This window comes from Phenylobacterium sp. 58.2.17 (assembly GCF_026411515.1).
Taxonomy (GTDB): Bacteria; Pseudomonadota; Alphaproteobacteria; order Caulobacterales; family Caulobacteraceae; genus Phenylobacterium.
Map to the genome: position 1 here is coordinate 91,734 of NZ_JAPMTQ010000005.1, position 26,547 is coordinate 118,280.

The 26,547-nt window shown below is 70.1% G+C and carries 35 protein-coding genes; 17 read left to right on the plus strand and 18 right to left on the minus strand.

Annotated elements, in window-relative coordinates; translation table 11 throughout:
• The first annotated feature begins 31 nt into the window (after nucleotides 1-31).
• Nucleotides 32-775 (plus strand): 3-oxoacyl-ACP reductase family protein, encoded by a 744-nt coding sequence (locus OUA97_RS06140; protein ID WP_267230939.1) that lies wholly within the window; start codon nucleotides 32-34, stop codon nucleotides 773-775.
• 139 nt (nucleotides 776-914) lie between these two features.
• On the opposite strand, the gene OUA97_RS06145 is transcribed toward OUA97_RS06140, so the two are convergent.
• The 4 genes from OUA97_RS06145 to OUA97_RS06160 all read right to left on the minus strand — a co-directional run bounded on the left by OUA97_RS06145 (nucleotide 915) and on the right by OUA97_RS06160 (nucleotide 4,148).
• A complete protein-coding gene (locus OUA97_RS06145; RefSeq protein WP_267230940.1) occupies nucleotides 915-1,724 on the minus strand; it encodes an enoyl-ACP reductase FabI in 810 nt (269 codons plus the stop codon).
• A gap of 88 nt (nucleotides 1,725-1,812) precedes the next feature.
• Entirely contained in the window at nucleotides 1,813-3,024 is a 1,212-nt protein-coding gene (gene fabB / locus OUA97_RS06150; RefSeq protein WP_267230941.1) for a beta-ketoacyl-ACP synthase I, read from the minus strand.
• Between the two features lie 16 nt (nucleotides 3,025-3,040).
• The gene (fabA, locus tag OUA97_RS06155) at nucleotides 3,041-3,568 is read right to left on the minus strand and encodes a 3-hydroxyacyl-[acyl-carrier-protein] dehydratase FabA (RefSeq protein ID WP_183775527.1); all 528 of its coding nucleotides are present in this window, start codon (nucleotides 3,566-3,568) and stop codon (nucleotides 3,041-3,043) included.
• A gap of 82 nt (nucleotides 3,569-3,650) precedes the next feature.
• Nucleotides 3,651-4,148, minus strand: a complete 498-nt coding sequence (locus tag OUA97_RS06160) for an SH3 domain-containing protein (RefSeq protein WP_267230942.1) — start codon at nucleotides 4,146-4,148, stop codon at nucleotides 3,651-3,653.
• A gap of 152 nt (nucleotides 4,149-4,300) precedes the next feature.
• On the opposite strand from OUA97_RS06160, the gene OUA97_RS06165 reads away from it, so the two are divergent.
• Nucleotides 4,301-5,287 (plus strand): 2-hydroxyacid dehydrogenase, encoded by a 987-nt coding sequence (locus OUA97_RS06165; protein WP_267230943.1) that lies wholly within the window; start codon nucleotides 4,301-4,303, stop codon nucleotides 5,285-5,287.
• 153 nt (nucleotides 5,288-5,440) lie between these two features.
• On the opposite strand, the gene OUA97_RS06170 is transcribed toward OUA97_RS06165, so the two are convergent.
• Nucleotides 5,441-6,184: a HesA/MoeB/ThiF family protein gene (locus OUA97_RS06170; RefSeq protein WP_267231007.1), complete on the minus strand. Its 744-nt coding sequence runs from the start codon at nucleotides 6,182-6,184 to the stop codon at nucleotides 5,441-5,443.
• Between the two features lie 88 nt (nucleotides 6,185-6,272).
• Here OUA97_RS06170 and hslV point away from each other — a divergent pair, with 88 nt between their 5' ends.
• The 4 genes from hslV (at nucleotide 6,273) to OUA97_RS06190 (ending at nucleotide 9,906) form a co-directional block, all read left to right on the plus strand.
• On the plus strand, nucleotides 6,273-6,821 hold the full coding sequence (gene hslV, locus OUA97_RS06175) for an ATP-dependent protease subunit HslV (protein WP_267230944.1): 549 nt from the start codon (nucleotides 6,273-6,275) through the stop codon (nucleotides 6,819-6,821).
• Nucleotides 6,808-7,650: a DUF4440 domain-containing protein gene (locus OUA97_RS06180; protein WP_267230945.1), complete on the plus strand. Its 843-nt coding sequence runs from the start codon at nucleotides 6,808-6,810 to the stop codon at nucleotides 7,648-7,650. Before hslV ends, OUA97_RS06180 begins: the two co-directional genes overlap by 14 nt.
• A 14-nt stretch (nucleotides 7,651-7,664) precedes the next feature.
• A complete protein-coding gene (gene hslU / locus OUA97_RS06185; RefSeq protein ID WP_267230946.1) occupies nucleotides 7,665-8,969 on the plus strand; it encodes an ATP-dependent protease ATPase subunit HslU in 1,305 nt (434 codons plus the stop codon).
• Between the two features lie 94 nt (nucleotides 8,970-9,063).
• Nucleotides 9,064-9,906: a hypothetical protein gene (locus OUA97_RS06190; protein ID WP_267230947.1), complete on the plus strand. Its 843-nt coding sequence runs from the start codon at nucleotides 9,064-9,066 to the stop codon at nucleotides 9,904-9,906.
• Nucleotides 9,907-9,946: 40 nt separating this feature from the next.
• On the opposite strand, the gene OUA97_RS06195 is transcribed toward OUA97_RS06190, so the two are convergent.
• Nucleotides 9,947-10,417: a DUF2244 domain-containing protein gene (locus OUA97_RS06195; RefSeq protein WP_267230948.1), complete on the minus strand. Its 471-nt coding sequence runs from the start codon at nucleotides 10,415-10,417 to the stop codon at nucleotides 9,947-9,949.
• A gap of 139 nt (nucleotides 10,418-10,556) precedes the next feature.
• On the opposite strand from OUA97_RS06195, the gene nth reads away from it, so the two are divergent.
• From nth to OUA97_RS06210, 3 genes are all read left to right on the plus strand, one after another.
• Nucleotides 10,557-11,234: an endonuclease III gene (gene nth / locus OUA97_RS06200; protein WP_267230949.1), complete on the plus strand. Its 678-nt coding sequence runs from the start codon at nucleotides 10,557-10,559 to the stop codon at nucleotides 11,232-11,234.
• A gap of 53 nt (nucleotides 11,235-11,287) precedes the next feature.
• Complete coding sequence (gcvA, locus tag OUA97_RS06205; protein ID WP_267230950.1) at nucleotides 11,288-12,202, plus strand: transcriptional regulator GcvA; 915 nt, start codon at nucleotides 11,288-11,290, stop codon at nucleotides 12,200-12,202.
• An 86-nt stretch (nucleotides 12,203-12,288) separates the two neighbouring features.
• Entirely contained in the window at nucleotides 12,289-12,414 is a 126-nt protein-coding gene (locus OUA97_RS06210; RefSeq protein ID WP_267230951.1) for a hypothetical protein, read from the plus strand.
• Between the two features lie 82 nt (nucleotides 12,415-12,496).
• Here OUA97_RS06210 and OUA97_RS06215 read toward each other — a convergent pair whose 3' ends face one another.
• A complete protein-coding gene (locus OUA97_RS06215; protein WP_267230952.1) occupies nucleotides 12,497-12,775 on the minus strand; it encodes a hypothetical protein in 279 nt (92 codons plus the stop codon).
• A gap of 136 nt (nucleotides 12,776-12,911) precedes the next feature.
• Here OUA97_RS06215 and OUA97_RS06220 point away from each other — a divergent pair, with 136 nt between their 5' ends.
• The 6 genes from OUA97_RS06220 to OUA97_RS06245 are packed head-to-tail and all read left to right on the plus strand — an operon-like array spanning nucleotide 12,912 to nucleotide 16,950.
• Nucleotides 12,912-13,901 (plus strand): adenosine kinase, encoded by a 990-nt coding sequence (locus OUA97_RS06220; RefSeq protein ID WP_267230953.1) that lies wholly within the window; start codon nucleotides 12,912-12,914, stop codon nucleotides 13,899-13,901.
• A gap of 3 nt (nucleotides 13,902-13,904) precedes the next feature.
• A complete protein-coding gene (gene hisB, locus OUA97_RS06225) occupies nucleotides 13,905-14,495 on the plus strand; it encodes an imidazoleglycerol-phosphate dehydratase HisB (RefSeq protein ID WP_267230954.1) in 591 nt (196 codons plus the stop codon).
• A 13-nt stretch (nucleotides 14,496-14,508) separates the two neighbouring features.
• Nucleotides 14,509-15,141: an imidazole glycerol phosphate synthase subunit HisH gene (gene hisH / locus OUA97_RS06230; protein WP_267230955.1), complete on the plus strand. Its 633-nt coding sequence runs from the start codon at nucleotides 14,509-14,511 to the stop codon at nucleotides 15,139-15,141.
• Complete coding sequence (gene hisA / locus OUA97_RS06235) at nucleotides 15,138-15,860, plus strand: 1-(5-phosphoribosyl)-5-[(5-phosphoribosylamino)methylideneamino]imidazole-4-carboxamide isomerase (protein WP_267230956.1); 723 nt, start codon at nucleotides 15,138-15,140, stop codon at nucleotides 15,858-15,860. Before hisH ends, hisA begins: the two co-directional genes overlap by 4 nt.
• On the plus strand, nucleotides 15,860-16,627 hold the full coding sequence (gene hisF / locus OUA97_RS06240; RefSeq protein ID WP_267230957.1) for an imidazole glycerol phosphate synthase subunit HisF: 768 nt from the start codon (nucleotides 15,860-15,862) through the stop codon (nucleotides 16,625-16,627). Before hisA ends, hisF begins: the two co-directional genes overlap by 1 nt.
• The gene (locus tag OUA97_RS06245; protein WP_267230958.1) at nucleotides 16,624-16,950 is read left to right on the plus strand and encodes a phosphoribosyl-ATP diphosphatase; all 327 of its coding nucleotides are present in this window, start codon (nucleotides 16,624-16,626) and stop codon (nucleotides 16,948-16,950) included. Before hisF ends, OUA97_RS06245 begins: the two co-directional genes overlap by 4 nt.
• A gap of 173 nt (nucleotides 16,951-17,123) precedes the next feature.
• Here the strand turns inward: OUA97_RS06245 and OUA97_RS06250 are convergent, their stop codons facing one another.
• On the minus strand, nucleotides 17,124-17,351 hold the full coding sequence (locus tag OUA97_RS06250) for a YdeI/OmpD-associated family protein (protein ID WP_267230959.1): 228 nt from the start codon (nucleotides 17,349-17,351) through the stop codon (nucleotides 17,124-17,126).
• 66 nt (nucleotides 17,352-17,417) lie between these two features.
• Nucleotides 17,418-18,356, minus strand: coding sequence for a sensor histidine kinase (locus OUA97_RS06255; RefSeq protein ID WP_267230960.1), 939 nt, complete (start codon nucleotides 18,354-18,356; stop codon nucleotides 17,418-17,420).
• Between the two features lie 205 nt (nucleotides 18,357-18,561).
• Between OUA97_RS06255 and OUA97_RS06260 the strand changes: the two genes are divergently transcribed.
• The gene (locus OUA97_RS06260; protein WP_267230961.1) at nucleotides 18,562-19,455 is read left to right on the plus strand and encodes a type II CAAX prenyl endopeptidase Rce1 family protein; all 894 of its coding nucleotides are present in this window, start codon (nucleotides 18,562-18,564) and stop codon (nucleotides 19,453-19,455) included.
• On the opposite strand, the gene OUA97_RS06265 is transcribed toward OUA97_RS06260, so the two are convergent.
• The 8 genes from OUA97_RS06265 to timA all read right to left on the minus strand — a co-directional run bounded on the left by OUA97_RS06265 (nucleotide 19,436) and on the right by timA (nucleotide 24,655).
• On the minus strand, nucleotides 19,436-19,744 hold the full coding sequence (locus OUA97_RS06265; protein WP_267230962.1) for a polyhydroxyalkanoic acid system family protein: 309 nt from the start codon (nucleotides 19,742-19,744) through the stop codon (nucleotides 19,436-19,438). The two genes, OUA97_RS06260 and OUA97_RS06265, sit on opposite strands and share 20 nt — an antisense overlap.
• A 37-nt stretch (nucleotides 19,745-19,781) precedes the next feature.
• Nucleotides 19,782-19,925, minus strand: a complete 144-nt coding sequence (locus tag OUA97_RS06270; protein ID WP_267230963.1) for a hypothetical protein — start codon at nucleotides 19,923-19,925, stop codon at nucleotides 19,782-19,784.
• Entirely contained in the window at nucleotides 19,918-20,571 is a 654-nt protein-coding gene (locus tag OUA97_RS06275; RefSeq protein ID WP_267230964.1) for a LysR family substrate-binding domain-containing protein, read from the minus strand. Before OUA97_RS06275 ends, OUA97_RS06270 begins: the two co-directional genes overlap by 8 nt.
• Before the next feature lie 3 nt (nucleotides 20,572-20,574).
• Nucleotides 20,575-21,003, minus strand: a complete 429-nt coding sequence (locus OUA97_RS06280) for a hypothetical protein (protein ID WP_267230965.1) — start codon at nucleotides 21,001-21,003, stop codon at nucleotides 20,575-20,577.
• 117 nt (nucleotides 21,004-21,120) lie between these two features.
• On the minus strand, nucleotides 21,121-22,083 hold the full coding sequence (locus tag OUA97_RS06285) for a Tim44 domain-containing protein (RefSeq protein WP_267230966.1): 963 nt from the start codon (nucleotides 22,081-22,083) through the stop codon (nucleotides 21,121-21,123).
• A gap of 92 nt (nucleotides 22,084-22,175) precedes the next feature.
• A complete protein-coding gene (locus OUA97_RS06290) occupies nucleotides 22,176-22,718 on the minus strand; it encodes a Smr/MutS family protein (RefSeq protein WP_267230967.1) in 543 nt (180 codons plus the stop codon).
• Nucleotides 22,715-23,866, minus strand: a complete 1,152-nt coding sequence (locus OUA97_RS06295; protein ID WP_267230968.1) for an MltA domain-containing protein — start codon at nucleotides 23,864-23,866, stop codon at nucleotides 22,715-22,717. The genes OUA97_RS06290 and OUA97_RS06295 overlap by 4 nt, the downstream gene beginning before the upstream one ends.
• A gap of 177 nt (nucleotides 23,867-24,043) precedes the next feature.
• Nucleotides 24,044-24,655, minus strand: a complete 612-nt coding sequence (gene timA / locus OUA97_RS06300) for a TIM44-related membrane protein TimA (protein WP_267230969.1) — start codon at nucleotides 24,653-24,655, stop codon at nucleotides 24,044-24,046.
• A gap of 151 nt (nucleotides 24,656-24,806) precedes the next feature.
• Between timA and secB the strand changes: the two genes are divergently transcribed.
• A complete protein-coding gene (gene secB / locus OUA97_RS06305; protein WP_267230970.1) occupies nucleotides 24,807-25,304 on the plus strand; it encodes a protein-export chaperone SecB in 498 nt (165 codons plus the stop codon).
• Nucleotides 25,305-25,346: 42 nt separating this feature from the next.
• Here secB and cml read toward each other — a convergent pair whose 3' ends face one another.
• Entirely contained in the window at nucleotides 25,347-26,537 is a 1,191-nt protein-coding gene (gene cml / locus OUA97_RS06310; RefSeq protein WP_267230971.1) for a CmlA/FloR family chloramphenicol efflux MFS transporter, read from the minus strand.
• Between the last annotated feature and the right edge of the window lie 10 nt (nucleotides 26,538-26,547).

The following is a 26,547-nucleotide window of genomic DNA, read 5'->3' on the forward strand; positions in this document are numbered from 1 at the left end:
GTACCGAACGATACAGAAATGGAGCAACCCCGTGTCGAACCTCTCCGGAAAGCGCGCCCTGGTCACCGGCGCCAGCCGCGGCATCGGCGCCGCCATCGCCCTGCGCCTGGCCCGAGACGGCGCCGACGTCGCCATCACCTATGAGCGCTCGGCCGATAGGGCCCAGGCGCTCGTGGCGCAGATCGAGGCCCTGGGCCGCAAGGGTCTGGCGATCCAGGCCGACAGCGCCGATCCGGCCGCGGTCAAGGCCGCCGTCGACCGCGCCGCCGCCGAGCTGGGCGGGCTGGACATCCTGGTGAACAACGCCGGCATCGCCCGCGGCGTCGGGCCGGTCGAGGGCTGGACGATCGAGGACATCGACCAGCTGCTGGCGGTGAACGTGCGCGGGGTGATCGTCGCGGCACAGGCCGCCGCCGCGCACCTGCCGGCGGGCGGGCGGATCATCAATATCGGCTCGAACCTGGCCGAGCGGGTGCCGATGGCCGGCATCACCCTCTATGCGATGACCAAGTCGGCCCTGCTGAGCTTCACCAAAGGCCTGGCCCACGACCTGGGTCCCCAGGGGATCACCGTAAACCTGGTGCACCCCGGCTCGACCGACACCGACATGAACCCCGCTTCCGGCCCGGGCGCCGACCCGCAGCGGGCCCGGATGCCCATCCAGGAATACGGCAAGCCGGAAGACATCGCCGGCGCGGTCGCCTGGCTGGCCGGACCCGAAGGCCGCTTCGCCAACGGCGCCGGCTTCGTCGTCGACGGCGGGGCGAACGCGTAAGCAAAGGAAAATTGCGCCCCCTCTGGGGGAGCTGCCCGCCGAATGGCGGGCTGAGGGGGCTTGCTGAGTCAGCAGGCTCCCTCCGTCTCGATGCTTCGCATCGATCCACCTCCCCCAGCGGGGGAGGAACTGCAGCCGCCTACTCGCTGTCCGAGCCCAGACCCATCATGTGGAAGCCGGCGTCGACGTGGACGATTTCGCCCGTGGTCGAGAAGCCAAGGTCCGACAGCAGCCACAGCGCGCAACCGGCGACGCCCTCCATCGAGGTGTCCTCGCCGAGCGCCGACATAGACCGGCCTTGGGCCAGCATGCCGCGGCCGCCGCTGATCCCCGCCAGCGATAGGGTCTTCATCGCCCCGGCCGAGATGGCGTTGACGCGGATGCGCGCCGGACCCAGGTCGCGGGCGACATAGCGGGTCGCCGCTTCCAGCCCGGCCTTGGCCACGCCCATGGTGTTGTAGTTCGGGATGGCGCGCTCGGACCCCAGATAGGTCATGGTCACGATCGAGCCGCCGTTCGGCATCAGCTTCGCCGCGCGCTTGGCGCAGTCGACGAACGAGAACACCGAGATGTCCATGGCGCGCAGGAAGCTCTCGCGGGAGGTGTTTTCGACGAACGAGCCCTTCAGCTCGTCCTTGTTGGCGAAAGCGATCGAATGCAGGAAGAAGTCGATCGTGCCGTGGGCCTTCTCGATGGCGTCGAAGGCGGCGTCCATCGAGGCGTCGTCCTGCACGTCCGCCGGCACGATGGCCTTGGCGCCGACGCTTTCGGCCAGCGGGGTCACCCGGCGCTCCATGCCCGGCAGGTGCAGGAAGGAAAGCTCCGCGCCCTGAGCCGCCAGCTGCGAGGCGATCCCCCAGGCGATCGACTGGTGGTTGGCGACGCCGGTGATGACGCCCTTCTTGCCCTTCATCAGGTCGCCCTTGGGCATCTGATAGTCTTCGGCCACGCGTGGTCTCCCTGGCGTTCTGAATTTCGTCGAGGGTTTGTGAACGGGCGCGCTGGGCGGCGCAAGCCGCGTTCGCGTGAGGCGCGGGCTAGACCCGCGCCATCACCAGGCAGCCGTTGGTGCCGCCGAAGCCGAACGAGTTCGACATCACGGTCTCCAGCTGCACGTCCTTGCGCTGCAGCAGGATCGGCAGGTCGGCGAACTCGGGATCGAGGGTCTCGATGTGGGCGCTCTGCGCGGCGAAGCCGTTATTCAGCATCAGCAGGCTGTAGATCGCCTCCTGCGCCCCGGCCGCGCCCAGGCTGTGGCCGGTCAGCGACTTGGTCGACGAGATCAGCGGCACGTTCGAACCGAACACCTCGCGCACCGCGCCCATTTCCTTGGAGTCGCCGACCGGGGTCGAGGTGCCGTGCGGGTTCAGGTAGTCGATCTTGCGGCCGCCCAGGCCTTCCATGGCCATGCGCATGCAGCGCACCGCGCCCTCGCCCGACGGGGCGACCATGTCGAAGCCGTCGGAATTGGCCGCGTAGCCGACGATCTCGCCGTAGATCTTGGCCCCGCGGGCCTTGGCGCGCTCGTATTCCTCCAGCACCACGATGCCGGCCCCGCCGGCGATCACGAAGCCGTCGCGGTCCTTGTCATAGGCGCGGCTGGCCGTGGACGGGCGATCGTTGAAGTTCGAGCTCATCGCGCCCATGGCGTCGAACAGGACGCTCAGCGACCAGTCCAGCTCCTCGGCGCCGCCGGCGAACACCACGTCCTGCTTGCCCATCAGGATCTGCTCGTAGCCCGAGCCGATGCAGTGGGTGGAGGTGGCGCAAGCCGACGAGATCGAGAAGTTCAGGCCCTTGATCTTGAACCAGGTGGCCAGGGTCGCCGAGGCGCCCGAACTCATCGCCTTGGGCACCGCGAACGGGCCGACCCGCTTGGGGCCGCGTTCCTTGGCGGTGTGCGCCGCCTCGATGATCGCCTTGGTCGACGGCCCGCCGGAGCCGACGATCAGGCCGGTCCGCTCGTGGGAGACCTCGGCCTCCTCCAGCCCGGCGTCGGCGATCGCCTGCTCCATGGCGATGTGGCCGTAGGCCGTGCCCTGGGCCAGGAACCGCGCCGCGCGGCGATCGACCAGCTTTTCCCAGTCGAGGCCGGGATCGGCATGGACCTGCGAGCGGAAACCCAGCTCGGCGTACTCGGGCGAGAAGCTGATCCCGGACTTGGCCTCGCGCAGCGAAGCCAGGACTGCATTGGCGTCAGCGCCAATGGACGAGACGATACCGATGCCGGTGATGACGACGCGACGCATGTGCCTGCCCGTGCTCTCAGACCAGGTCCTTGGCGTCGAACAGGCCGACGCGCAGATCCTTGGCCTCGTAGATCACCTTGCCGTCGGCCTCGAGCACGCCGTCGCCGATGCCCATGACCAGCTTGCGGATGATCACGCGCTTGAGGTCGATCTTGTAGACCAGCTTCTTGACCTTCGGGGTCACCTGGCCGGTGAACTTCACCTCGCCGACGCCCAGGGCGCGGCCCTTGCCGGGCGCGCCCGACCAGCCGAGGAAGAAGCCGACCAGCTGCCACATGGCGTCCAGGCCCAGGCAGCCCGGCATCACCGGGTCGTTGATGAAGTGGCACTGGAAGAACCAGAGGTCCGGATTGATATCCAGCTCGGCTTCCAGATAGCCCTTGCCGTGCGCGCCGCCGTCTTCGGTGATCTTCACGATGCGATCGAACATCAGCATCGGAGGCACCGGCAGCTGGGCGTTGCCCGGGCCGAACATCTCGCCTCGGCCGCAGGCCAGCAGCTCTTCGAGATTGTAGTGGTCCTTGGCCTTGGCGCCCTGGATCATGCTTGGCTTTCTTGGCGGCGGCCCGTTTTTCCGAGCCTCGGGAATCGTGAATTTCAGGCCCTAGCAGAGCCGCGCGGCAGGCTCAACGGCTGCGCGCGACGCCGGGACGGCCCACTTTACACTGGATCGCGTCGGAAGTTCCCCAGAGTTCGCTCGCCGGAGCCCAGCCCGAGACCCCCTCGCTGCGCACCCGGCACCAGCCGTCCTCGCAGGTCTTGGGCAGCTCGGCGATCGAGCGCGGGTTCATATAGGCGGTGATCTCGGCCTCGGCCCGCGGCTTCTTGTGCAGGGCCAGACGCGTCGGTTTGACCCGCATGACCGTGGATTCGCCGCTGGTCAGCCGCCGGTGCACCCAGGCCATCCCGCCGTCCGGGTCGCAGATCCGCCGCCACTCGGAGTTCTCGGCGATCACCTGCACCGGCAGGCCCTTGACCTGATAGACCCACAAAAGCTTGTGATCTTCCCCCGGCCCGGCCCGCGCATAGACCTTGTCGAACTTCAAGGAGACGTAGCGCGGCACCGGCTGGCCGGACGGCGTCTGGCGCGGCGCCGCCTGGACGGCGGGCGTCAGGGCGGCCAAAATCAACGCCGTCGTCAAAAAAACGGGCGTTATGCGCTTGCGCGGTTCAATCGTTCGAGGCTCGCCTTGGCCGTCCATGGGCGCTTTGCTAGAGGTTCTTCGTCACAACGCAAGGCGCGCCACGCGCAGTTAAAGATTCCTTTCAGACGCTCATGGCCGCTCGAAAACCCAAAGTCATCGTCACCCGCCGCCTCCCCGACCCGGTAGAGACCCGGATGCGCGAGCTGTTCGACACCGAGCTGAACCTCGACGACGTACCGCTCGACCGCGAGGCGCTGATCAGGGCGGTGCAGCGGGCCGACGCCATCGTCCCGACCATCACCGACCATATCGACGCCGACCTGATCGCGGCGGCCGGCGACAAGCTGAAGCTGATCGCCAACTTCGGGGCCGGGGTCGACCACATCGACGTCGCCGCCGCCAACGAGCGCGGCATCGCCGTGACCAACACCCCCGGCGTGCTGACCGAGGACACCGCCGACCTGACCATGGCGCTGATCATGGCCGTCTCGCGCCGGATCGTCGAAGGCGCCAACGTCGTGCAGGCCGGCGAGTTCACCGGCTGGACCCCGACCTGGATGATGGGCCGGCGGGTCAACGGCAAGCGGCTGGGGATCATCGGCATGGGCCGGATCGGCCAGGCGGTGGCGCGCCGCGCCAAGGCCTTCGGCATGCAGATCCACTATCACAACCGCAAGCCGGTCAGCCACGTGATCGCCGAGGAGCTGGAGGCCACCTACTGGGAGAGCCTCGACCAGATGCTGGCCCGCATGGACATCATCTCGGTCAATTGCCCGCACACCCCGGCCACCTACCATCTGCTGTCGGCGCGGCGGCTGAAGCTGCTGCAGCCGCACGCCGTGGTGGTCAACACCGCCCGCGGCGGCATCATCGACGAGGGCGCCCTGGCCGACCTGCTGGCCGCCGGCGCCGTCGCCGGGGCGGGCCTGGACGTGTTCGAGTTCGAACCGGCGATCAATCCCAAGCTGCTGACCCAGCCGAACGCCGTGCTGCTGCCGCACCTGGGCTCGGCCACGGTCGAGGCGCGCATCGACATGGGTGAGAAGGTGATCATCAACCTCAAGACCTGGATGGACGGCCATCGTCCGCCCGACCGGGTCATCCCGTCGATGCTCTGACAGCGCACGAACTGTCATCCCGGAAGCCGCGCGGCGGCTGTCCGGGACCCATGGACACGTGATCCGTCAGATCGTGGCGCGGCGTCGCGTCGCGGGACGAACGCGGCGCGAACGGATCCCGGTCTGGCTGCGCAAACCGGGATCACACCGGGGCTAGCGCCCTCCCCCGCACACCTCGCACTCGGGGTCCGCGCCGATCCGCACCGTCCGGCTCTCGCCCGACAGCCCGTCATAGATCAGCAGCCGCCCGGCCAGCGGCTCGCCGGCGCCGGCGACCAGCTTGATCGTCTCCAGCGCCATCATCGAGCCGATCACCCCGGCCAGCGCCCCGACCACCCCGACCGCCGAGCAGGTCTCGGCCTCGGGCGGGACCTCGGGCACCAGGCAGCGATAGCAGGGCTTGCCGCGGAACACCCCGACCTGGCCGGTCCAGCGGCCGATCGCGCCCGAGACCAGCGTCCGTTCGTGCTGCACGCAGGCGGCGTTGACCGCGAAACGGGTGGCGAAGTCGTCGGTGCCGTCCAGCACCAGGTCGACCCCCGTCACCAGCGGCCCGAGGTTGCACGGCTCCACATGCACAGGGGCGCAGTCGACATGCACGTGCGGGTTCAGCGCCCGCAGCTGGTCGGCGGCCGCCTCGACCTTGCGGCGGCCGACGTCGGCGTCGCGGAAGATCACCTGGCGCTGCAGGTTCGAAGTGTCGACCACGTCGGCGTCGGCCAGCACGATGCGTCCGATCCCGGCCGCGGCCAGGTAGAGCGCCGCCGGCGCGCCCAGGCCCCCGGCCCCGACGATCAGCACGCTGGCGGCCTTCAGGCGTTGCTGGCCCTGGCCGCCGACCTCGCGCAGCACCAGGTGGCGGGCGTACCGCTCGACTTCGTCGTCCGTGAAGCTCATCGTCGCCTCGTTACGTTTCAGCGCCTCGCCGTCCAGCCAGGTCGCAGCGCGCTTGACCTCGCCCGTCCCCCTGGCCACATCGAGAGCCATGACGACAAGCTCGAACTTTCCCGATTGGCACGGCACCACCATCCTCGCGGTGCGCAAGGGCGGCAAGACCGTGATCGCCGGCGACGGCCAGGTTTCGATGGGCCAGACCGTGGTCAAGGGCAACGCCCGCAAGGTGCGCACCCTGGCCGGCGGCAAGGTGCTGGCCGGGTTCGCCGGCGCCACCGCCGACGCCTTCACCCTGATCGAGCGGCTTGAGGCCAAGCTCGAACAGTATCCGGACCAGCTGGCCCGGGCCTGCGTCGACCTGGCCAAGGACTGGCGCACCGACCGCTACCTGCGCCGGCTGGAGGCCATGCTGCTGGTCGCCGACAAGGACTCGATCTTCACCGTCACCGGGGTCGGCGACGTGCTGGAGCCGGAGACCGGCGTCGCCGCCATCGGCTCGGGCGGCAACTACGCCCTGGCCGCGGCGCTGGCCCTGGCCGACAGCGAGCTCTCGGCCGAAGAGGTCGCCCGCAAGGCGATGGGCATCGCCGCCAAGATCTGCGTCTACACCAACGGAGAGCTGACGGTTGAAAGCCTGTAGCCTGATCCTGGCTGCGCTTCTCCTTTCGTCCCCCGCCTTGGCGCAACCTGATCCCTCTGCGGTCGTCGCCGCGGAGCGGGCGTTCGCGGCCGACGGCCTGGCGCACGGGATCAAGCGCTCGTTCCTGACCCATTCGGCCCCGGACGCGATCCTGTTCGCGCCGGACCCGGTCAAGGCCCACGAGCTCTACGGCCCGCGGCCGGACACGCCGCACCCGCCGCTGGTCTGGTGGCCGCTGTGGGCCGGCATCGCCAGGTCCGACGACCTCGGCTTCACCACCGGCCCGAGCACCTTCGACGGCAGGCCGAACGGCTGGTACTTCACCGTCTGGGCCCGGCAAGACGACGGCGGCTGGAAGTGGATCTACGACGGCGGCTCGCCCAGCGCCCATGGGCCGGCGCCGCCCCAGGGCTCGCCGCCGGCCTATCTGGCCCCGGCCACCGGCCCGGCCGCCGACGCCGCGACCGCGATGCGCTCGGTGCAGGCCGCCGAGGCGGTTCTCGCCCGCGACGCGGCCACGGATTCGGCCGCCGCCTATCTCGCCGTGCTGAGCCCCGACGCCCGCCTCGCAGGCTCCCCGCAGCCGCCGGCGACGACGCCTGCGGCCGTGAAGGCCGAGCTGGCCACGCGCCCGGCCGCCGTCGCCTTCGCCCCGCTCGGCGGCCGCGCCTCCAGCGGCGGCGATCTCGTCTGGACGTATGGAGAAGCGCGCTGGAAAGACGCCGCCCAGGACCGCCGCGGCCACTATGTCCGCATCTGGCAGAGCCGCGCCGAGGGCTGGCGTCTGGTCTTCGATCAGATTCTTCCTGTCGCAGAGCCGGCGTCGTGACTATCTAGCGGGCCATGACCGAGTTTTCCCCCCGCGAGATCGTCTCCGAGCTCGACCGCTACATCGTCGGCCATCCCGACGCCAAGAAGGCCGTCGCCGTCGCCCTGCGCAACCGCTGGCGCCGCCGCCGCGTACCCGCCGACCTGCGCGACGAGGTGACGCCGAAGAACATCCTGATGATCGGCCCGACCGGGGTCGGCAAGACCGAGATCGCCCGCCGCCTGGCGCGGCTGGCCCAGGCCCCGTTCCTGAAGGTCGAGGCCACCAAGTTCACCGAGGTCGGCTATGTCGGCCGCGACGTCGACCAGATCGTCCGCGACCTGGTGGAAAGCGCCATGGCCATGGTCCGCGACAAGCGCCGGGCCGGCGTGCGCGCCAGGGCCGAAGCCGCCGCCGAGGAACGCATCCTCGACGCCCTGACCGGACCCGGCTCCACCGCCGCGCGCGAGAGCTTCCGCAAGAAGCTGCGGGCTGGCGAGCTGAACGACAAGGAGGTCGAGCTGACCCTTGCCGACAGCGGCGGCGGCCTGCCGATGTTCGACATTCCCGGCCAGCCCGGCGCCCAGATGGGCATGCTCAATCTCGGCGAGATGATGGGCAAGGCCTTCGGCGGCCGCACCAAGACCCACAAGACCACCGTCGCCGGCGCCCACGCGCCGCTGATCGCCGAGGAAAGCGACAAGCTGCTCGATCAGGAAGCCCTGACCCAGGAAGCCCTGGAGCTGGCCGAAAACAACGGCATCGTGTTCCTGGACGAGATCGACAAGGTCGCCTCCAATCGCGACCGGGCCGGCGCCGACGTCAGCCGCGAAGGGGTGCAACGCGACCTGCTGCCGCTGATCGAGGGCACCACCGTCTCGACCAAGTACGGCCCGGTGAAGACCGACCACATCCTGTTCATCGCCTCGGGCGCGTTCCACGTCGCCAAGCCCTCCGATCTGCTGCCCGAGCTGCAGGGCCGCTTGCCGATCCGCGTCGAGCTCAAGGCCCTGACCCGCGACGACTTCCGCCGCATTCTGACCGAGCCGGAAGCCAACCTGATCCGCCAGCACCAGGCGCTGCTGGCCACCGAAGGCGTGACGCTCAACTTCACCGAGGACGCCATCGACTCGCTCGCCGACGCGGCGGTGACCGTCAACGGCAGCGTCGAGAACATCGGCGCCCGCCGGCTGCAGACGGTGCTGGAAAAGGTGCTGGAGGAGATCAGCTATTCGGCCTCCGACCGCGACGGCGAGACGATCAGCATCGATGCGGCTTATGTGAAGGAGCGGGTCGGCGGCCTGGCCCAGAACGCCGACCTCAGTCGCTTCATCCTCTAACTAGGGTTTTCCCTAGGCGGGCCAGGGACTTGACCCCCTTGCCGACCTGCTGCGCGAGGCTCTCAATCCCTGCGACGCCGCAGGGAGGCCCCGCATGCAGGTCGAACTCGCCGAGGAGCGCATCTTCCGGTTGGCCGATCGGTTCAGCCTGGAGCACGCCGAGGGCCGCGCCTGGGCCAAGCGGCTGGAGGCGTTCGGCGCCCTGGCGCGGGTCGCGGGCCTGTTCAACCACCCCAAGGAAGACGACTTCGCGGTCGTCTACCGCGAACGCCGGCTGCAGCCGTTCTGGCGCGTCGCGGTCTCGACGGCCACGGCCTACGAGCGGCGGCGCAGCTACGCCGTGCCGGTCGCGCCCGAGGTGCGGCAGGTCACGATCGATGGCCGCAGCCTGCCGGCGGTCGACGGCCGGATTTCGTTCGAGGGCCTGGAGTCCTGCCGCGAGGAGGCCCGCCGCGAGGTGTTCGTCGACGGGCTGAGCAAACAGCCGACGCCGACCCTGGCGGCCTATCTGCAGCACGACGCGGTCGAGACCGACGCTGAGGCCCTGGCAAAGGCCACCGCCGACGGCATGGTCGTGGTCCCGCCCCAGGCCAAGGCCTCGATGGTGGTGCGCGACGTCGTCGCCGCGGCGATCGGCAAGATCGACGCCGACACCGTGACCGAGGAGCTGGTGCGGGTCGAGGCGGTCGACCTCTACTACCGGCCGATCCACGCCTTCCGCTATCGCCGCGCCGACAAGGAGGCCGTGGTCGAGTTCGACGCCGTCACCGGCGAGGCGCGGGTCGGCGGCGACACCTTCGAGCAGTATCTGGGCAAGGCGCTGGAGCCGCGCTTCCTGCTCGACGTCGGGGCCGAGACCCTGAACTTCGTGGTGCCGGGCGCGAACCTCGCCAAGCTGATCATCGTCAAGGGCATGGAGATGAAGGGCCTGCGGTAGGGGGCCCCATTCGCGCCACCGCCGGCGGGCCCGGCGCCGCCTAGCCGCGCCGCGCGTCGTAGATCGCCCGCTCCAGGGCCCGGGCGAAGTCCGCGCGCTCGACCGGACTGAGCGCCGCGGCCACCGAGGCGTGTCGCCCGGACATCGCCACCCGCACGCCATGGACGACATCGTCCTCGTCGATCTCCAGGGCCACCCGGGTGAAGGCGGTCGGGCTTTCCCAGACCACTTCGCTGGACTTCGGCGTCTCGCGGACCACCCGCACCTCGCGCGCGGTGACCAGCACCCGCTCGATCTTCTTGGCGGCGGCATAGCTGGCGGCGAAGGCGGCGATCACCGCCAGCACATCCAGCCCCAGGAACACCGGCACGAAGGTGGCGCCCATCGACAGGAACACCGCCGCGGCCACGCAATTGAAGAACGTGACGATGCCGATCAGCACCACGAACCCCCGCTGCGACAGCGAGCGGTTGGGCGTGATCACGGCGTCCATGTAGACGAGGCCATCCATCGGGCACGCAGTCTAGTGCGCGGCAGGCGGAAGTGGAAACCGGTTCCGCCGCCCATCGCGCGCCTCAGAAGCCGAAAACGGCTGCGAAAAGTCCGCACCCCTTGGCGGAGCGGGCAAGCCGGGCGATGTTCGCCGCGCCATGGCCAAGCCCGTCACCAAGAAGCGCGTCTCGCCTGCGGAGAAAGCCCGCATCGAGGAACTGTTCCACCGGTTCGAGTCGCTCAGCGACGACCCGCGCACCGAGCTCAACTACGACAGCCCCTACACCCTGGTCGTAGCGGTGGCGCTGTCGGCCCAGGCCACCGACGTCGGAGTCAACAAGGCGACCGCCAAGCTGTTCCCCGTGGCCCACACGCCGCAGGACATGCTGGACCTCGGCGAGGAAGCGCTGATCGGCTACATCAATTCGATCGGCCTGTTCCGCACCAAGGCCAAGAACGTCATCGCCGCGGCGAAGATCATCGTCGAGCAGCACGGCGGCGAGGTGCCGCTGAACCGCGACGATCTGATGGCCCTGCCCGGCGTCGGGCGAAAAACCGCCAGCGTGGTGCTCAACGAACTGGGCGTCGAACCGGCCATCGCCGTCGACACCCACGTCTTCCGCGTCGCCCATCGCCTGAAGCTGTCGACCGGCAAGACCCCCGATCAGGTCGAGGCCGACCTGATGGCCCTGGTCCCGGCCCCCTACCTGACCCGCGCCCACCACTGGTTGATCCTGCACGGCCGCTACACCTGCGTCGCCCGTCGGCCCAAGTGCGAGGAGTGCCAGGTCGCCGACCTCTGCCCGTCGAAGATCCTGTTCAGCCGCGCGGCCTAGAGCATTATCCGCCGCCATTGCACCCACGTGCGGCGCGGCCTTATCTCCTGCCCATGGCCAACCATCTGCCGCTCAACGCCCTGCGGGTCTTCGAGGCCTGCGCCCGCTGCGGCAGCTTCCTCAGCGCCGCCGAGGAGCTGGCGATCACGCCCGGCGCGGTCTCGCGGCACATCAAGGGCCTGGAGGCCGAGCTGGAGACCCGGCTGTTCGACCGCTTCAACCGCGCGGTGCGGCTGACCGCGGCCGGCGAGCAGCTGTCGGTCGGCGTGCGCCAGGGCCTGTCGACCATCCAGTCGGCGGTGGACGCGGTGCGCTCCAAGCGCGACGCGCCGCTGGTGGTCACGGTGCTGCACTCGCTGGCCGCCCGCTGGCTGGTGCCGCGGCTGCACGACTTCCAGCGCCGCTATCCCGAGGTGCAGATCCTGGTCGCCGCCTCAGATCACGCCGCCGACCTGGCGCGCGAGAACATCGACGTCGCCATCCGGCTGGGCCGCGGCCCCTACCCCGGCCTGCACGTCACCCATCTGTTCGACACCCTGATGACCCCGGTGTGCAGCCCCGGCCTGGTCGAGAAGTACGGCCCGTTCAACCATCCCAACGACTTGCGCGGGGTGACCCTGCTGCACGACGTGCTGATGCTGCCCGAGGAGCCTGACTGGACCGACTGGCTGGCGGCGGCCGGGGCCGACCGGGTCGATCCCAATCCGGGACCGCGCTTCTCCAACACCTACCTCGCGGTCGAGGCGGCCCTCGCCGACCGCGGGCTGGCCTTCGCGCACAAGGCGATGGTGATCGACGACCTGGCCAACGGGCGGCTGGTGCAGCCCTTCGACCTGTCGCTGCCCAGTCCCTTCAGCCACTGGGTGCTGTCGCTGCCGGAAAAAGCCGACCAGCCCAACATCCGGCGCTTCCGTAGCTGGCTGCTGGACCAGGCCCTGGCTGACGGTCTTGTCGATCGAGTTGACTAAAGATCAACTGACAGGCGCTAAGCTCGTTTGTCGCAGTGCAACAAATCTGGGAAATTACGGGCGTCCGCTGTTGTAGGAGCCTCCCCGTGACCTGCACCTATCCTCAATCGATTGAATTTTCGCGCACCGACGTGCTGCGCGACATCATCCTCGTCTTCGCCGTCGCTGTGATCGCCTCCCCCGCGGTGATCGCGCTTATCGGCGCGGCCTGACGAGCGCGGGCCGGCCCCTTTCCTCCAGCCGGCCCGCCCCCTCCCCCGTTCGGCGCGGCTCAGCGTCCATGGGCGGCGCGCTTCAGGTGATGCGCTTGACGCTCACCGGATCGCTGCTCGGAAAGCTCTCTTCCAGACCCTCGTCCAGCAGCGCCTCCTGACGGTCCTCGGCGCGCTTCTGCTTGTCGGCCAGCTGGTCGGGCTTTTCGTTGTCGCTGAGCGGCGTGGCCGGACGCGCATGCGGCGCCTCGCTCTTGTGGTCGGCCATGGTCGGACGGCCCTCGACGGCGGCGTCGGCCGCCGCCGCGCCCGAACCGATGGCCAAGCCGGTCTTGGTCTTGTCGCGCTTCAGTATCGCCATTTCGATCCTCCGTTATGCCCAGGATCAACACATGGGACCGGCGCCGGTTGCGGCCGAGGCGCCGCCCGCGTTGCCCCGAAAGGGCTTTGCCTGTAGGACGCGAGGCCTGATTTCCGCGAAAGCCGACCTTTCCCGCATGACCGAGCTCTACGACGTCGCCGCCATCGGCAACGCCATCGTCGACGTGATCGCCCCGGCGACCGACGACTTCCTGACCCAGCAAGGCATGGACAAGGGCGCCATGATGCTGGTCGACGAGCAGCGCAGCGCCGCGCTCTACGCCGCCATGCAGGCCGGACTCGAGGCCTCAGGCGGTTCGGCCGCCAACACCGTCGCCGGCCTCGCCTCGTTCGGCGGCCGCGGCGCCTTCCTAGGCAAGGTCGCCGACGACCAGCTCGGCAAGGTCTTCACCCACGACATGCGCGCCATCGGCGCCCACTTCGACACCCCGCCGCTGCTGAACGGCAAGGCCACCGCGGTGTCGATGATCAACGTCACGCCCGACGGCGAGCGCACCATGTCGACCTTCCTGGGCGCCTCGACGGAGTTCGCCTCCGAGGACATCGACGCCGCCATCGTCGAGGCCGCCAAGATCGTCTACCTGGAAGGCTACCTGTTCGACGCCGAGGCCGCCCGCCGGGCCTTCGCCAAGGCTGCGGCCCTGGCCCACGGCGCCGGCCGAATGATCGCCATCACCCTGTCGGACGGCTTCGTGGTCGAACGTCACCGCGAGGCCCTGCTCGGCTTCCTGGAAACCCAGGTCGACCTGGTGTTCGCCAACGCCACGGAAGTCGCCTCGCTGTTCCAGACCGACGACTTCGACGCCGCCGTTCACGCGCTGCGCTCCAAGGTGAAGATCGCCGCGGTGACCCGCAGCGCCCAGGGCTCGGTGATCGTCGCCGGCGGCGAGACCTTTGAGGTTTCGGCGTTCCCTGTGGAGAAAGTCGTAGACACGACGGGCGCGGGCGACCAATACGCAGCCGGGTTCATGTACGGCCTCGCCAACGGCCGGCCGCTCAACGTGTGCGGCCAGCTGGGTTCGCTGGCGGCGGCCGAGGTGATCTCGCACTATGGCCCGCGGCCGCAGGTCAGCCTCAAGGATCTCGCGGCTTCGAAAGGACTCTAAGGGATGGCCCGCACCGCGGAAGTGGTCCGCAACACCAAGGAGACCCAGATCACCGTTCGCGTGGATCTGGACGGCTCGGGCGTCGCCGACGTCGAGACCGGCATCGGTTTCTTCGACCACATGCTGGACGGTCTCGCGCGTTTCAGCGGGATCGACCTCTATGTCCGCACCAAGGGCGACCTGCACATCGACTTCCACCACACCGTGGAAGACACCGGCATCGTCATCGGCCTGGCGATCCGCCAGGCGCTGGACGGCTTCAAGGGCATCTACCGCTTCGGCCACGCCTACGTCCCGATGGACGAGACGCTGACCCGCTGCGCCCTCGACCTCTGCAATCGGCCGTACCTGATCTGGAAGGTCGCGTTCAAGACCCCGAAGATCGGCGAGTTCGACACCGAGCTGTTCAAGGAATTCCACCAGGCCTTCGCCATGAACCTGGGCGCCTGCGTGCACCTGGAAACCCTCTACGGCGACAACAGCCACCACATCGCCGAGAGCGGCTTCAAGGCCCTGGGCCGCGCCCTGCGCGCAGCCGTCGAACTCGACCCCAAGACCCATGGTCGCGCGCCGTCGACCAAGGGCGTCCTCTAGGAAAGTATCCCCTATGCAGAGCGTCGCCCTGATCGACTACGGGTCGGGCAACCTGCGCTCGGCCGAAAAGGCCCTCGTCCGCGCTGCGGCGGGAACGAGCCAGATCGTCGTCACCAGCGATCCCGAAACCGTGGCCGCCGCCGACCGGGTGGTGCTGCCCGGCGTCGGCGCCTTCGCCGCGTGCATGAAGGCCCTGTCCGAGCGGCCCGGCCTGATCGAGGCCATGACCGAGGCGGTCCAGGTCAAGGGCCGCCCCTTCCTCGGCGTCTGCGTCGGCATGCAGCTGCTGGCCACCCGCGGCCTGGAGTTCGGCGAGACCCCCGGCCTCGGCTGGATCCCCGGCGACGTCCGCCGCGTGGAGCCGACCGACCCGGCCGCCAAGATCCCGCACATGGGCTGGAACACCCTGATCGACCCGCACGGCCCTGCGCCGATCGCCGGCGTCGGCGAGGCGCCCATGTACTTCACCCATTCGTTCGCGTTCTTCCCGGACGATCCCGCCGACGTCGCCGCCTATGTCGACCATGGAGGCCGCTTCCCGGCCGCCGTCGCCAAGGGCCATGTCGCGGGCGTACAATTTCACCCTGAAAAGTCGCAAAGCGCCGGCCTCGCCCTGCTGGCGCGTTTCCTGGAGTGGCGACCGTGATCCTCTATCCGGCCATCGACCTTAAAGACGGCCAGTGCGTCCGTGTGCTGCACGGCGACCTCGACACCGCCACGGTGTTCAACACCTCGCCCGCGGCCCAGGCCGCCAGCTTCGTCGAATCCGGCTTCCACTGGGTCCACGTCGTCGACCTGAACGGCGCGGTGCAGGGCAAGGCGGTCAATGAAAAGGCCGTCGAGGCGATCCTCGAGGCGGTCTCGATCCCGGTCCAGCTGGGCGGCGGCATCCGCAGCCTGAAGGACGTCGAGCGCTGGATCGAAGCCGGCGTCAGCCGCGTCATCCTCGGCACCGTCGCGGTCACCGAGCCGCAGATCGTCCGCGAGGCCGCCCGCCTGTGGCCCGAGCAGATCGCCGTCTCGGTCGACGTCCGCGCCGGCAAGGTCGCGACCCAGGGCTGGACCGAGAGCTCCGACCTCGACGCCGTCACCGTCGCCAAGCGCTTCGAGGACGCCGGCGTCGGCGCCCTGATCATCACCGACATCGACCGCGACGGCACCGTCATGGGCTTCAACGTCGAGGCGTTCGGGGCCATCGCCGACGCCGTGGCGATCCCGGTGATCGCCGCCGGGGGCCTGGCCACCATCGACGACATCGTCAAGATCAAGGCCCGCAAGGGCGTGCCGATCGCCGGCGCCGTGCTCGGCCGCGCGCTCTACAACGGCGCGATCAATCCGGAAGAAGCCCTGAAGGTCGCCGCCTGATGCTCAAAGTCCGCGTCATTCCGTGCCTGGACGTCAAGGACGGCCGCGTGGTGAAGGGCGTGAACTTCGTCTCGCTGCGCGACGCCGGCGACCCGGTCGAACAGGCCACGGCCTATGACGCCGCCGGCGCCGACGAGCTGATGTTCCTGGACATCACCGCCAGCCACGAGCGGCGCGGGGCGATCCTCGACGTCATCGCCCGCACCGCCGACGTCTGCTTCATGCCGCTCAGCGTCGGCGGCGGCATCCGCCAGGTCGAGGACGCCCGCCGGCTGCTGCTGGCCGGGGCCGACAAGATTTCCGTCAACACCGCCGCGGTCGAGAACCGCGACCTGATCAGCGCCTGCGCCGACGCCTTCGGCTCTCAGGCGGTCGTCGTAGCCATCGACGCCAAGCGCACTGCCGACGGTTGGAAGGTCTTCACCTATGGCGGGCGCACCGACACCGGGCTCGACGTGGTCGAATACGCGGTGGACGCGGTGAAGCGCGGGGCAGGGGAGATCCTGCTCACCTCCATGGACCGCGACGGCGCCAAGACCGGCTACGACCTCGACCTGCTGAAGGCGGTGACCAGCGCGGTCAACGTGCCGGTGATCGCCTCGGGCGGGGCCGGCTCCGCCCAGCACATGGTCGACGCGGTCACCAAGGGCGGCGCCGACGCGGTGCTCGCCGCCTCGATCTTCCACTTCGGCGAGGTCTCCGTCGCCGAGGTGAAGCGCGAAATGGCCAAGGCCCACATCCCGGTCCGCATCACGGAGGCCGCATGAGCCGCTTCTCGCAGACTCTCGAGCGCCTCGCCGCGACCATCGAGGCCCGCAAGGGCGCCGATCCGGCCAGCTCCTACACCGCCAAGCTGCTGAGCGAAGGCGTCGAGCGCGCCGCCAAGAAGTTCGGCGAGGAGGCGGTCGAAGCGGTGATCGCCGCAGCTCAAGGCGACAAGGACGGCCTGGCCGCCGAAAGCGCCGACCTGATCTACCACTGGCTGGTGCTGCTGGCCCGCGCCGGCGTCAGCCTCGACGACGTCGCCGCCAAGCTCGAAGCCCGCGAGGGAACCTCAGGGCTGGCCGAGAAGGCCTCGCGGACCTCCTAACGCCGCTCATCCCGGCGAAAGCAGGGACCTAGGCCGGCTCTCCGACCCACAAGCGCGCGGCCAATCCTACCCCTTCGCCGGCTTCCTCATCGGCGCCCTCGGCGTCATGCCGGTGGCAGGCGATCTGCAGGCCCGGCTCCAGGATCTGCTTGTCGGCTGGGGTGCTCGTCGCGTCAGGGGTTCCAGCGCATCTTCATATAGATGTCGCCGTCCTCCAGTTCGTCCAGCATCTGGGCCAGACGCTTCTTACGGGTCTCCGGCTTGCGGGCCCGGGCGATCCAGCCGAGGTAGTCGTTGCGCTGGAACGGCGGCCGCGCCTGGTAGGCGTCGACCAGCGCCCGCGCTTCCAGCGCCTGGCGCACCTCGTCGGGCATCGGGTTCAAATCACGGCGCAGCGTCATCGACGTCCTCCCTCGCGCCGTTAACGAATAGCGGCGGCGCGGGCTATCGCAAACCTTGCAATGGCGTCAGTGCGGCAACACCAGGGTGTGGCTGACCCCTGGACCGCCGCCGCGGGTGAGGATTCCGCCGGTCTGGCGCGCAAAGCCCTCGACCAGCTTGCGGCCGAGCCCGCGGCTGTTGATCTGCGCTTCGGGCGGCATGCCGACGCCGTTGTCGGCGACCGTCAGCTCGCAGCCGACCTCGATCTGCTTCAGCGACACCAGGATGCGCCCGCTGCGACCGCCCGGGAAGGCGTACTTGGCCGCGTTGGTGACCAGTTCGTTGACCACCAGCCCCACCGCCACCGCTCGGTCGCGGTCGCAGCGACACGAGGTCAGCCAGCTGTCGAGCCGCACGTCGCCCGTCAGCAGCAGGCTGTCGGACAGGTTCTCGCACAGGTCGCCCAGATAGGCGCCAAGATCGATGGCCTCGCCGGCTTCCTCGGGCGAATAGAGGTTGGCGTGCGCCTGCGCCATCGAATGGACCCGGCGCAGGGCGTCGGCCAGGGCCTGTTCGGTGCTGGCCGCCGCCGCCCGGCGGCGCTGCATGTCGAGCAGGCTTTCGACCATCTGGAAATTGTTCTTCACCCGATGGTTCAGTTCGCGCAGCAGCAGGTCGCGGACCTCGAGCTTGGCGGCGCGCTCGGCCTCGGCCACCCGATAGGAGGTTCGGAACGCCTGGGCCACGGCGATCACCGCCAGACCGCTCAAGGCGTTGAGCACCAGCGCCGCGCCTTCGCCGGGGGTCAGAGGGCCGAACTGGGCAGGGTGCAGGACCATGTACCAGACGCCGAGCAGGATCATCGTCAGGCCGTAGACGCCCGAACGCCACCCGGCGAGCAGCGTCGCCAGCAGGACCAGCGGATAGAGGAAGACGTAAGGCGGGGCGACGACCACCAGCGAGATGAGCGCCCGCAACAGCCCGGACAGCGCCGCGCACACCCCCGCGCAGACCCACTCGGTCACCCAAATGGGGACGTCCGGCGCGAGCCTCTCGCGCAGATTAAGGTCACCCAGCCCAAGCATCGTTGACACAACGTCGGTCTGCAGCGTTCCGGTCAAGGCAAAATTCACCCTATAGGCGAATTAGTCTCGAAAACATCCTGGCGGGAATCGCTGCGGCGGTCCCGCGCCGATGGCGAAAGATCGCGGCGAAGGGCATAGTCCTTTAGTGCTCGCTCCGTTCCCATTTCTGCAGGCCGTCACCGAACGCGACCGCCGCTGGCCGCGGGTCGCGGCCATGGCCGCCGCGACGCCGGCCGCCGTGCTGCTCCTGTCGTTGCTGTTCGCCATCGTGCTGGGGACGCTTACCGGCGGGGCGATGTTCGAGGACACGGGCGGCCCGCGGCTGCAGCGCTCGGCGGTCTACGTGCTGCAGCTCGGGCTCGGGCTCGGATCGATGGGCTTGGCGGTGTTGCTTGCCGCCCGCTACGTGTTCGGCCGCCCGGTCGTCACCTGGCTGACCGCTGCGCTGTACTTCCGCTGGCGGCTGCTGCTGGCCGGGGCGGCGCTGACCGCGCTCGGCGTCGGGGTGCTGATGACCGGCGACCTGCTGCTCCATCCCGGCCAGTTCCAGATGCCGCTCTTCGACCCGAACTCCAGCCTGGCGTTGAAGGGGTTCTACGCCCTGGCCGTGGTCGCCGGCCTGCTGGTCGCCGCCACGGCCGAGGAGGCGGTGTTCCGCGGCTACCTGCTGCAGCAGACCGCCGCCTTCACCCGCAACGTCTGGGTGCTGATCGCGGTCAACGCCGCAGCCTTCGCCCTGGCGCACCTGGAATTCGATCCAGGCGCCCTGGCGGCGCGAGCCCTGGCCGGGGCGGCCTTCGCCTGGGCGGCCCTGCGGCTCGGCGGCCTGGAGTTCGCCATCGGGGCCCACGTCGCGACCAACCTGATGATCGCCTTCTTCCAGGCGCCGATGCTGCCCGACGATCCGGAGGTGACGGGCGGCCTCGACGAGACCGTCATCGAGGTGCTGCTGGCGCTCTACATGGTGCTGGTCGTCGAACTGGTGCGCCGCTCGCCGCGGCTGATGGCGCCGTTCGGGTCTACTTCTTCTCCAGCATAAGCTGGCCTTCCTTCTTCAGCCGGCCCTTCACCTTGTCGGCGATCATCGCGAAGAACGGCGGCAGGTCGACCTCCATGCGCACCGCGTCCTCGGCCACATCCAGTCGCCCGGCCACCGCCTGACCGACCACCTTGGCGGCGAAGGAGAGGCGGTCTCCCTCCCACGTGCGGGTCAGCTTCACGCCTTCGCCGAACTGGTGGATCAGTTTGCCGACGCCCTCTTCGATGCGCTTGCGCGCCTCCTCCTTGCCGAGCTCATGGGGGATGGTGACGACGACGGGCTTGGCCATGGGCTGGTCCTCCAGCCCCTAATAACGGCCTGGCCGCTCAAGCGCTCCCGCTCACCGCAGGCCTTTGCGGCGCGGCCCGGTCGGCCTGGTCGGCGCTCGCCGCCACGACCAGGGCGCCGATCAGCAGCACGAGCATGGCGACGGCGCCCAGCGCTGTGGCCAGATTTCCGCGGTCAGGCATCGCGCAGCTCCAGGAACCGGCGCAGGGCGGGGCGCTCATTCTCCGCCGCCCAGAACCCGCAATAGGCCAGCCAACCGCTCTCGCTCTCCAGCGGCCGGGCGCAGACGCCGGGATAGAAGGCGCCCATCGCCGAACCCCCGGCCAGGGTCACGCCGAACCCCAGCGAAACCAGGTCCAGCAGGTTGTCGCGCTGCACGGCGTAGTGAAGGAAGTTCGGCGGCCCGCCCAGCGCTCGGATGATCGCCCGCTGAAGGGCGCGGTCGCCGGATCCGTTGCCGGCCATCAGCAGATGGGCCTCCCGCAGCTGGCCCGGCTGGACGGCGTTCTGCGCCGCCAGCGGATGGCCCTCGGCCATGAACACCATCAGCGGTTCGGACCACAGCGGCGCCGAGCGCCAGCCGCGGCTCCCGGCGTCGTGCAGCGCCACGGCCAGGTCGACGCCGCGTCCGGGAACGCGTTCCGTCAGGCCCTGGTCGTCCAGGTCCTCGACGATCAGGTCGATGTCGGGGACCTTGGCCCGGAACGTCCCGATCAGCCGCCGCAACGGCCCCCAGTTCAGCGAGCACGCCACGCCCAGGGTCAAGCGCTCTCGCCGCATGGGCCGCGCGACCGGCGTGGCGTGCAGACCGCGATAGGAAAGATCCATGGCTCAGGCGGCCTCCTTGAGCTGGCGGCTGGATCGCCGCGCAACCAGCACGTCGCGGTGCGCGCCGGGCAGGCGGCGGACCAGGTCGAAGCCATGGCCGTGGAAGATGCGGGCGGCCGCGCCGCCGCCGACGCTGGGCGCGGTCTGGACGATGACCACGCCGCCGCGCCGCACATGCGGGCCGTTGTCCAGCAACGCGCCCAGCCAGTCGCCGCTGGCGGTGTGTGCGGCCAGCAGGGCGTCGGCCTCGTCGGCCGGGGCGCGCGCGCCGGCCTGCAGGCAGCCGACGTTCTCGTAGCCGCGTCGGCACAGCCAGATCAGCGCGGGCAGGGCGCCGGGCCCGGTCACCCGGATGGCGCTGGCGGCGTCGAGACCCGCCTCTGTAAGCAGTTGGGAAAGGCCGATGGTCGGCCGCGGAAACGCCTGGGACATGGTCGCCTCTTTGACGCGATCGGCCGGCGGTGAGCCGGCCTTGCGTCAAATCTGGCGCCGAACCCCGTCAGGGTTCGATGGCGGAAGACGGCGCGCCGCATAAGCGCGCCGTCAAGATCAGGCCTCTTGGATCGCCGACAGCTTCCAGCCCTCGTTCGGATGCCGCACGAAGGTCCAAAGCTCGGTGGTCTCGGTCGGGCGATCGGCGTCGCCCTCGACCACCGCGCCGCTCTGGCGGTCGACCATCACGTCGATGCTCGAATAGCGCAGGGCGGCGGTAGCGTAGTCGACCGGACCCTCGCGCCAGGCTTCGGCGACGTCGCCTTCCAGCATCTTCACGTCGCGGACCTCGTTGCGGCGGCCGGCGGTGGCGTTCTGGCCGAGCTCTTCGGCCAGGTAGCCCATGATCTCCGGCGTCGTGCGCTCGCGGATGGCGGCGTAGTCCTCGCGGCCGAACGCCTCCTGGATCTCGCGCAGCAGCCGCTCGAAGGTCTCGCGGTCGGCGCCGGTCACTGCGAAGTCCTGGCCGAGATCGGCCGGCGGCGCATAGGTCGGCGGGGCGGCGGCCGGCTGGACCGGCTGCTGCATGTCGAACGGCGAGCGGAAGGCGGCGTTATGGCTGGCCGCCGCGGCCTGGGCCGGCTTGCGGCGCGAGGCGAAGAAGCGGAAGGCCAGCATCGCCACCAGGGCGATCGCCGCGATCTGCAGCAGGCCGCCCAGCATGCCGGCCATGCCGGCGCCGAACCCGTGGCCCAGCAGCAGCCCGATCAGGCCGCCGAGCATCAGCCCGCGGACCAGCGGATTGCCGAACAGGCCGGGCTTGGGGGCCGCGGCCGGGTTGGCGGCGTTCGGACGGGCCGGCGCCGTGGCCGGGGCGCCCGGCTGGCGTTCGGTCATCGAGCGCTGCACCGGCGCGGTCTGGGTCGGCGAGGTCTTGGTGGGCGGCGCCGCCTGGTAGGTGCGCGCTCCGCGGCTGCCGAAGCTGCCCCCGCGGCGGGCGTCCGCCTCGGTCACGAGCGCCAGCCCCATGGCCAGCGACAGGCCGCTGACGGCGAAGATCTTCGGAAGTCGGGAAGTCAAAGCAGCGTTTCCTTTTACTTGTCCGGGCGTATGTCGTGCGCCGCCCTGCCGATTTCCAGGGGGGCCATGCGTCTCATACGCAGTTGTGACCGCTAGCCCCTCGGCTTGCGCTTGAGCGCCACATAGAGCGCCCCTTCGCCGCCGTGCCGCCGATGGGCCTCGGAAATCCCCGCCACCACCCCGCGCAGGGCCATGCCGCCCAGCCATTCGGGCGCGCGCCGGCGCAGCACGCCGTCGCCCAGGGTTCCCTTGCCGGTGATCACCAGCACCGCCCGATAGCCCTCGTCCCAGGCCCGCAGCACGAAGGCCTCCAGCGCCGCCTTGGCGCGCTGCTGATCCATGCCGTGCAGGTCGATGCGCGCGCCGATCGGGTCGCGCTCCTTGGCGATGCGGTGTTTGCGGCGCGGCTCGATGCTCTCCGGCTCGCCGCGCAGCGGCGGTTGCAGCGGCGGCAGCAGCTCGGCCAGCGGCAGCCGCGCGGCCGGATCGGTCACCCGTCCCTTGGCCTTCAGCGCCGGGATCGCCGGCTCGGCCGGCGGCGGCGGCGCGTCGGTCTGGCGGCCCGGATGCGGGTGGACGGTGGCCGCCACCATCGCCCAGAGCTTCTGCTCATCAGGGCGGATGGGCCGTTTCATCGATAGGGGCCGACCTTCGGGACCAGCCGGTGCATGCGCAGGGTGTGGCGCACCCGGCCGGCCTCGGCGCCGGCCTGGGCGCCGATGCCCAGATAGAGGTCGGCGCGCACCGGGCCCTTGATCGCCCCGCCGGCGTCCAGCGCCATCACCGTGCGGCGATAGGCCGGGAAGGCTCCCGAGAGGGTCGGGGCCACGCCCTCGATGTAATAGAGCCCGCCCAGGGCGTTCAGCCCGGTGTCGACGGCGATCGAGCGCCCGGGCGGCAGCGGGACGCCCGCCGCGCCCACCGGCTGGCGGCCGTCGTCGGGGGCCAGGGTGAAGAACACGTAGCGCGGGTTCAGCCGCATGATCTCGTCGGCGCGCGGGCCGCGGTTGTCGGCCAGCCAGCTGCGGATCGCTTCGCCGGAAGTGTTGCTGGCGGCCAGCAGCCCGCGGTCGCGCATCGGGTTGGCGATGCCCTGGAACGGCTTGCCGTTGGTGGCCGCGAACACCGCCTTGGCGCGCCGCCCGTCCTCGAAGGTCAGCACCCCGGACCCCTGGATCTGCAGGAAGAACAGGTCCTCAGGCCGCATCCAGGCCAGGGCCGGCCCGGCGCTGGCCTTTTCGATGGCCGCGCGGTCGGGATAGGGGCCGAGCTGGCCGCCGGCTCCGCGCTGCTGGGCAGCCTTGCCGCCGACGCCGGTGCCGACCAGGTCGTCGGGCTTGGGCCGCACGGGGGCCGAGAACTCGACGCTCTGGCGCTCGCGCGCCTCGTACTCCGGCGAGAAATAGGCGGTGAGCACCCCTTCGCCGACCAGCAGCTCGGGCCGGAAGTTCTCCTCCAGGAAGGCGCGGGCCCGCGGGCCGTCCAGCGCGCCGATCGCCCGGGCGCGGCGGCAGACCTCGCCCAGCGCCGGGTCGCGGGCCACGCCGCAGGTGGTGCGGAACGCCTCGTAGCCGGCGCCATGGTCGTCCTGCGCCCAGCCGGGCACCTCGGCGAAGCTCTCCGGCTGCGCGGGCGGCGGTTTCGGCTGCGGCGGCTGGGTCGGGGTCGGACGCGGCGGCTGCGGGCCGGGACCAGGGGCGGGGGGCTTCGGCGTGGCGCAGGCCGCGACCAGCAAGGTCAGCAGCAGGGCCGGAACCAGGCGGCTTGCAGGTCGGATGTTCAAGGTGGCCCCCAGCGCTGTCGTCGAAATCGCGGCGATCGGTCCGCCGCCCGCTCGAACTCAAAGAAACGAACGCCCGGCGCACACCGCGCGCCAGCCTCCCTTCATAGTCCTGCGTTAGGGGCGGGAAAACGGCGTAAGGGTTAACAAACCCTTGCCGCCGCTCGGTTTTCGCCGCGCTTAAGCTTCGGCGGCGGCGACGTTGACCAGCAGCCAGTTGGGGTCGCGGCTCTTCAGGCTGCGCTCGAAGGTCCACAGTTCGGCGGTGCGCTTGTCGTCCACCGCCTCGCCTTCCGGGCCCTTGGTGCGGCTGCGGAACTCGGCCAGGAAGCGGACGGTGATCCGCGCCATGTCGCCATGCAGGTCGGCGCGCTCCATGTCGGCGCGCGGCGGATGCAGAAACTCGACGGCCTCGCTGCGGCCCTGGGCCTCGCGCTCCTCGATCGCGCCTTCGAAACTGGTCAGCACGTTCGGGGCCAGCAGGTTGCGCAGCGTCTCGCGGTCGCCGGCGGCGAAGGCGCGCACGACCATTTCATAGGCGCCCTTGGCCCCGCCCAGGAAGCGCGAGAGGTCGAACGACGGGTCGCGATGCTTGATCGCCGGCAGCCCGGTCAGGTCGACGCCGTCGTCGATCTGGTCCATCGCCGGGGCCTGGCGCGCGCCGGCCGCCACGGAGTCCGCGGCGGGAGTGTCCTCAGGCTGACGGCCGACGCGCCGACCCAGCACCGCATAGAGCTGGTACAGCACGACTCCGGCCAGGCCGGCGAAAATGATCAGTTCGAGGACTTGCAATTCTTCAGGCTCACGGAACGAACGTAATCTTCAATATAGGACACCGTAACGCCCACGTCAGGGGCGACGTTGCCATGGCATAGGGCGCATGATAGCAGCCCAGGCCACAACAGGACGTGAATGCGCGTCCACCAACCGGATTTTCCCGACTATGACCGATACCGACGCCGCCGGCCCCGAGACCAATGGTGCGGGCGCCCCCGAGCCCGGCATCCGCATCCTCGCCCAGTTCATCCGTGACCTGTCGTTCGAGAACCCGCGCGCGCCCGAGACGCTGCGCGCCCAGAACGCGGTCCAGCCGCAGATCGAAATGGGCGTCGAAATGAACGCCCGCGGCCGCGAAGACGGCCTGTTCGAAGTCGACCTGAAGCTGTCGGCCCGCGCCGAGCGCGACGACGGCCCGGTGTTCCACGTCGAGCTGCTCTACGGCGGCGTGTTCCAGATCACCGGCGTCAGCCAGGAAGACCTCGAGCCGGTGCTGCTGGTCGAGTGCCCGCGCTTCATGTTCCCGTTCGCCCGCCAGATCATCGCCTCGGTGACCTCGGACGGCGGCTTCCCGCCCTTCATGCTCGACCCGATCGACTTCGGCGGCGTCTACGCCGCGCGCAAGGCCCAGGCCCTGGGCGGCGAGACCATCGGCAACGCCTGACGACATTGAGGGGGACGGCCCAGGCCATCCCCCTCGCTTCTGCTAGCCCGCCGGTCGCCTGGCGGCCAGCATTCCCAGCACCAGCAGAGCCATGCCGGCCGCGAACCCGGCCAACGGCCAGGCGCTGTCCCCGCCCAGCCAGACCACCGCCGCCGAGCCCAGCACGCCGACGATCACGCTCTCGATGCTGAAGTAGAGCGCCACCGCGGTCCCGGCCGCCCCGCCGAACGCCGCCAGCGCGCCGTTGGCGCAGACCGCAAGCGCCAGCACCATCCCGACGGCCATCACCCACATCGGCGGCAGCAGCGTCCAGAACGACGGCGCGCCCCAGATCTGGCCCGCCGCCAGCAGCGCCGCGCCGATGAGCAGCAGGCCCATGCCCCGCGCCAGGCTCCCCGCCGTCCCCCAGCGCGCCGCCGCCCGCCCGACGAACCGCGAGGCCAGGATCATCGCCAGCGCCGCGGTCGAAAAGGCGAGGCTGAACGCGAGCTGCGACAGGCCAGCCTGGCCGATCAGGATCCGCGGCGCGGTCGAGAAGAACACGAAGAACGTCCCCATCGCGGCGCTGAAGCCCAGCGTATAGGTCCAGAAGTCGCCGCTGCGCAGGACCGAGACGAACGGAGATCGGACGCGACCAGCGGCGACCGGCCGGGTCTCCGGCAGGTCATGGGCGGCGCGAAGGCCTGCGACGACCATCAGCGCGGCCAGGACGAAGAAGATCGCCCGCCACCCGAGCCCTTTGGCGATCAGCGCTCCGGCGATCGGACCCAGCGCCGGCACGAAGGACAGGATCGCCCCGAGCAGGCCGTAGATGCTCGCGGCCTCAGCCCGCTCGGCATAGACGTCGCGCACGATGGCGAAGGTCGCGACCAGGGCCGCCGAGGCGCCCGCCGCCTGCAGCGCCCGCCAGCCGACGAACGCCGGACCGCTGCCAGTCAGCGTGAGCGCCAGACTCGCCGCGGCGAACAGCGCCGCCCCGCCGAGCAGCACCGGGCGACGGCCGACGCGGTCGGACAGCGGCCCGAACGCCAGCTGGCCCAGGCCGAGCACGGCCATGTAGAGACTGAGCGTCAGTTGGACGACGGCGGGCGTCGTCGAAAGCTCGCCGGGCATGTCGGGGACGACCGGCAGATAGATGTCCATGGCCAGCGAGGCCAGGACGTCGAACGGCGCCAGCAGGGCCAGCGCGGCGGGCAGGGAATAGTTCCAGGGTCTGGCTTTGGAACCAGGCATGACTTTGCAT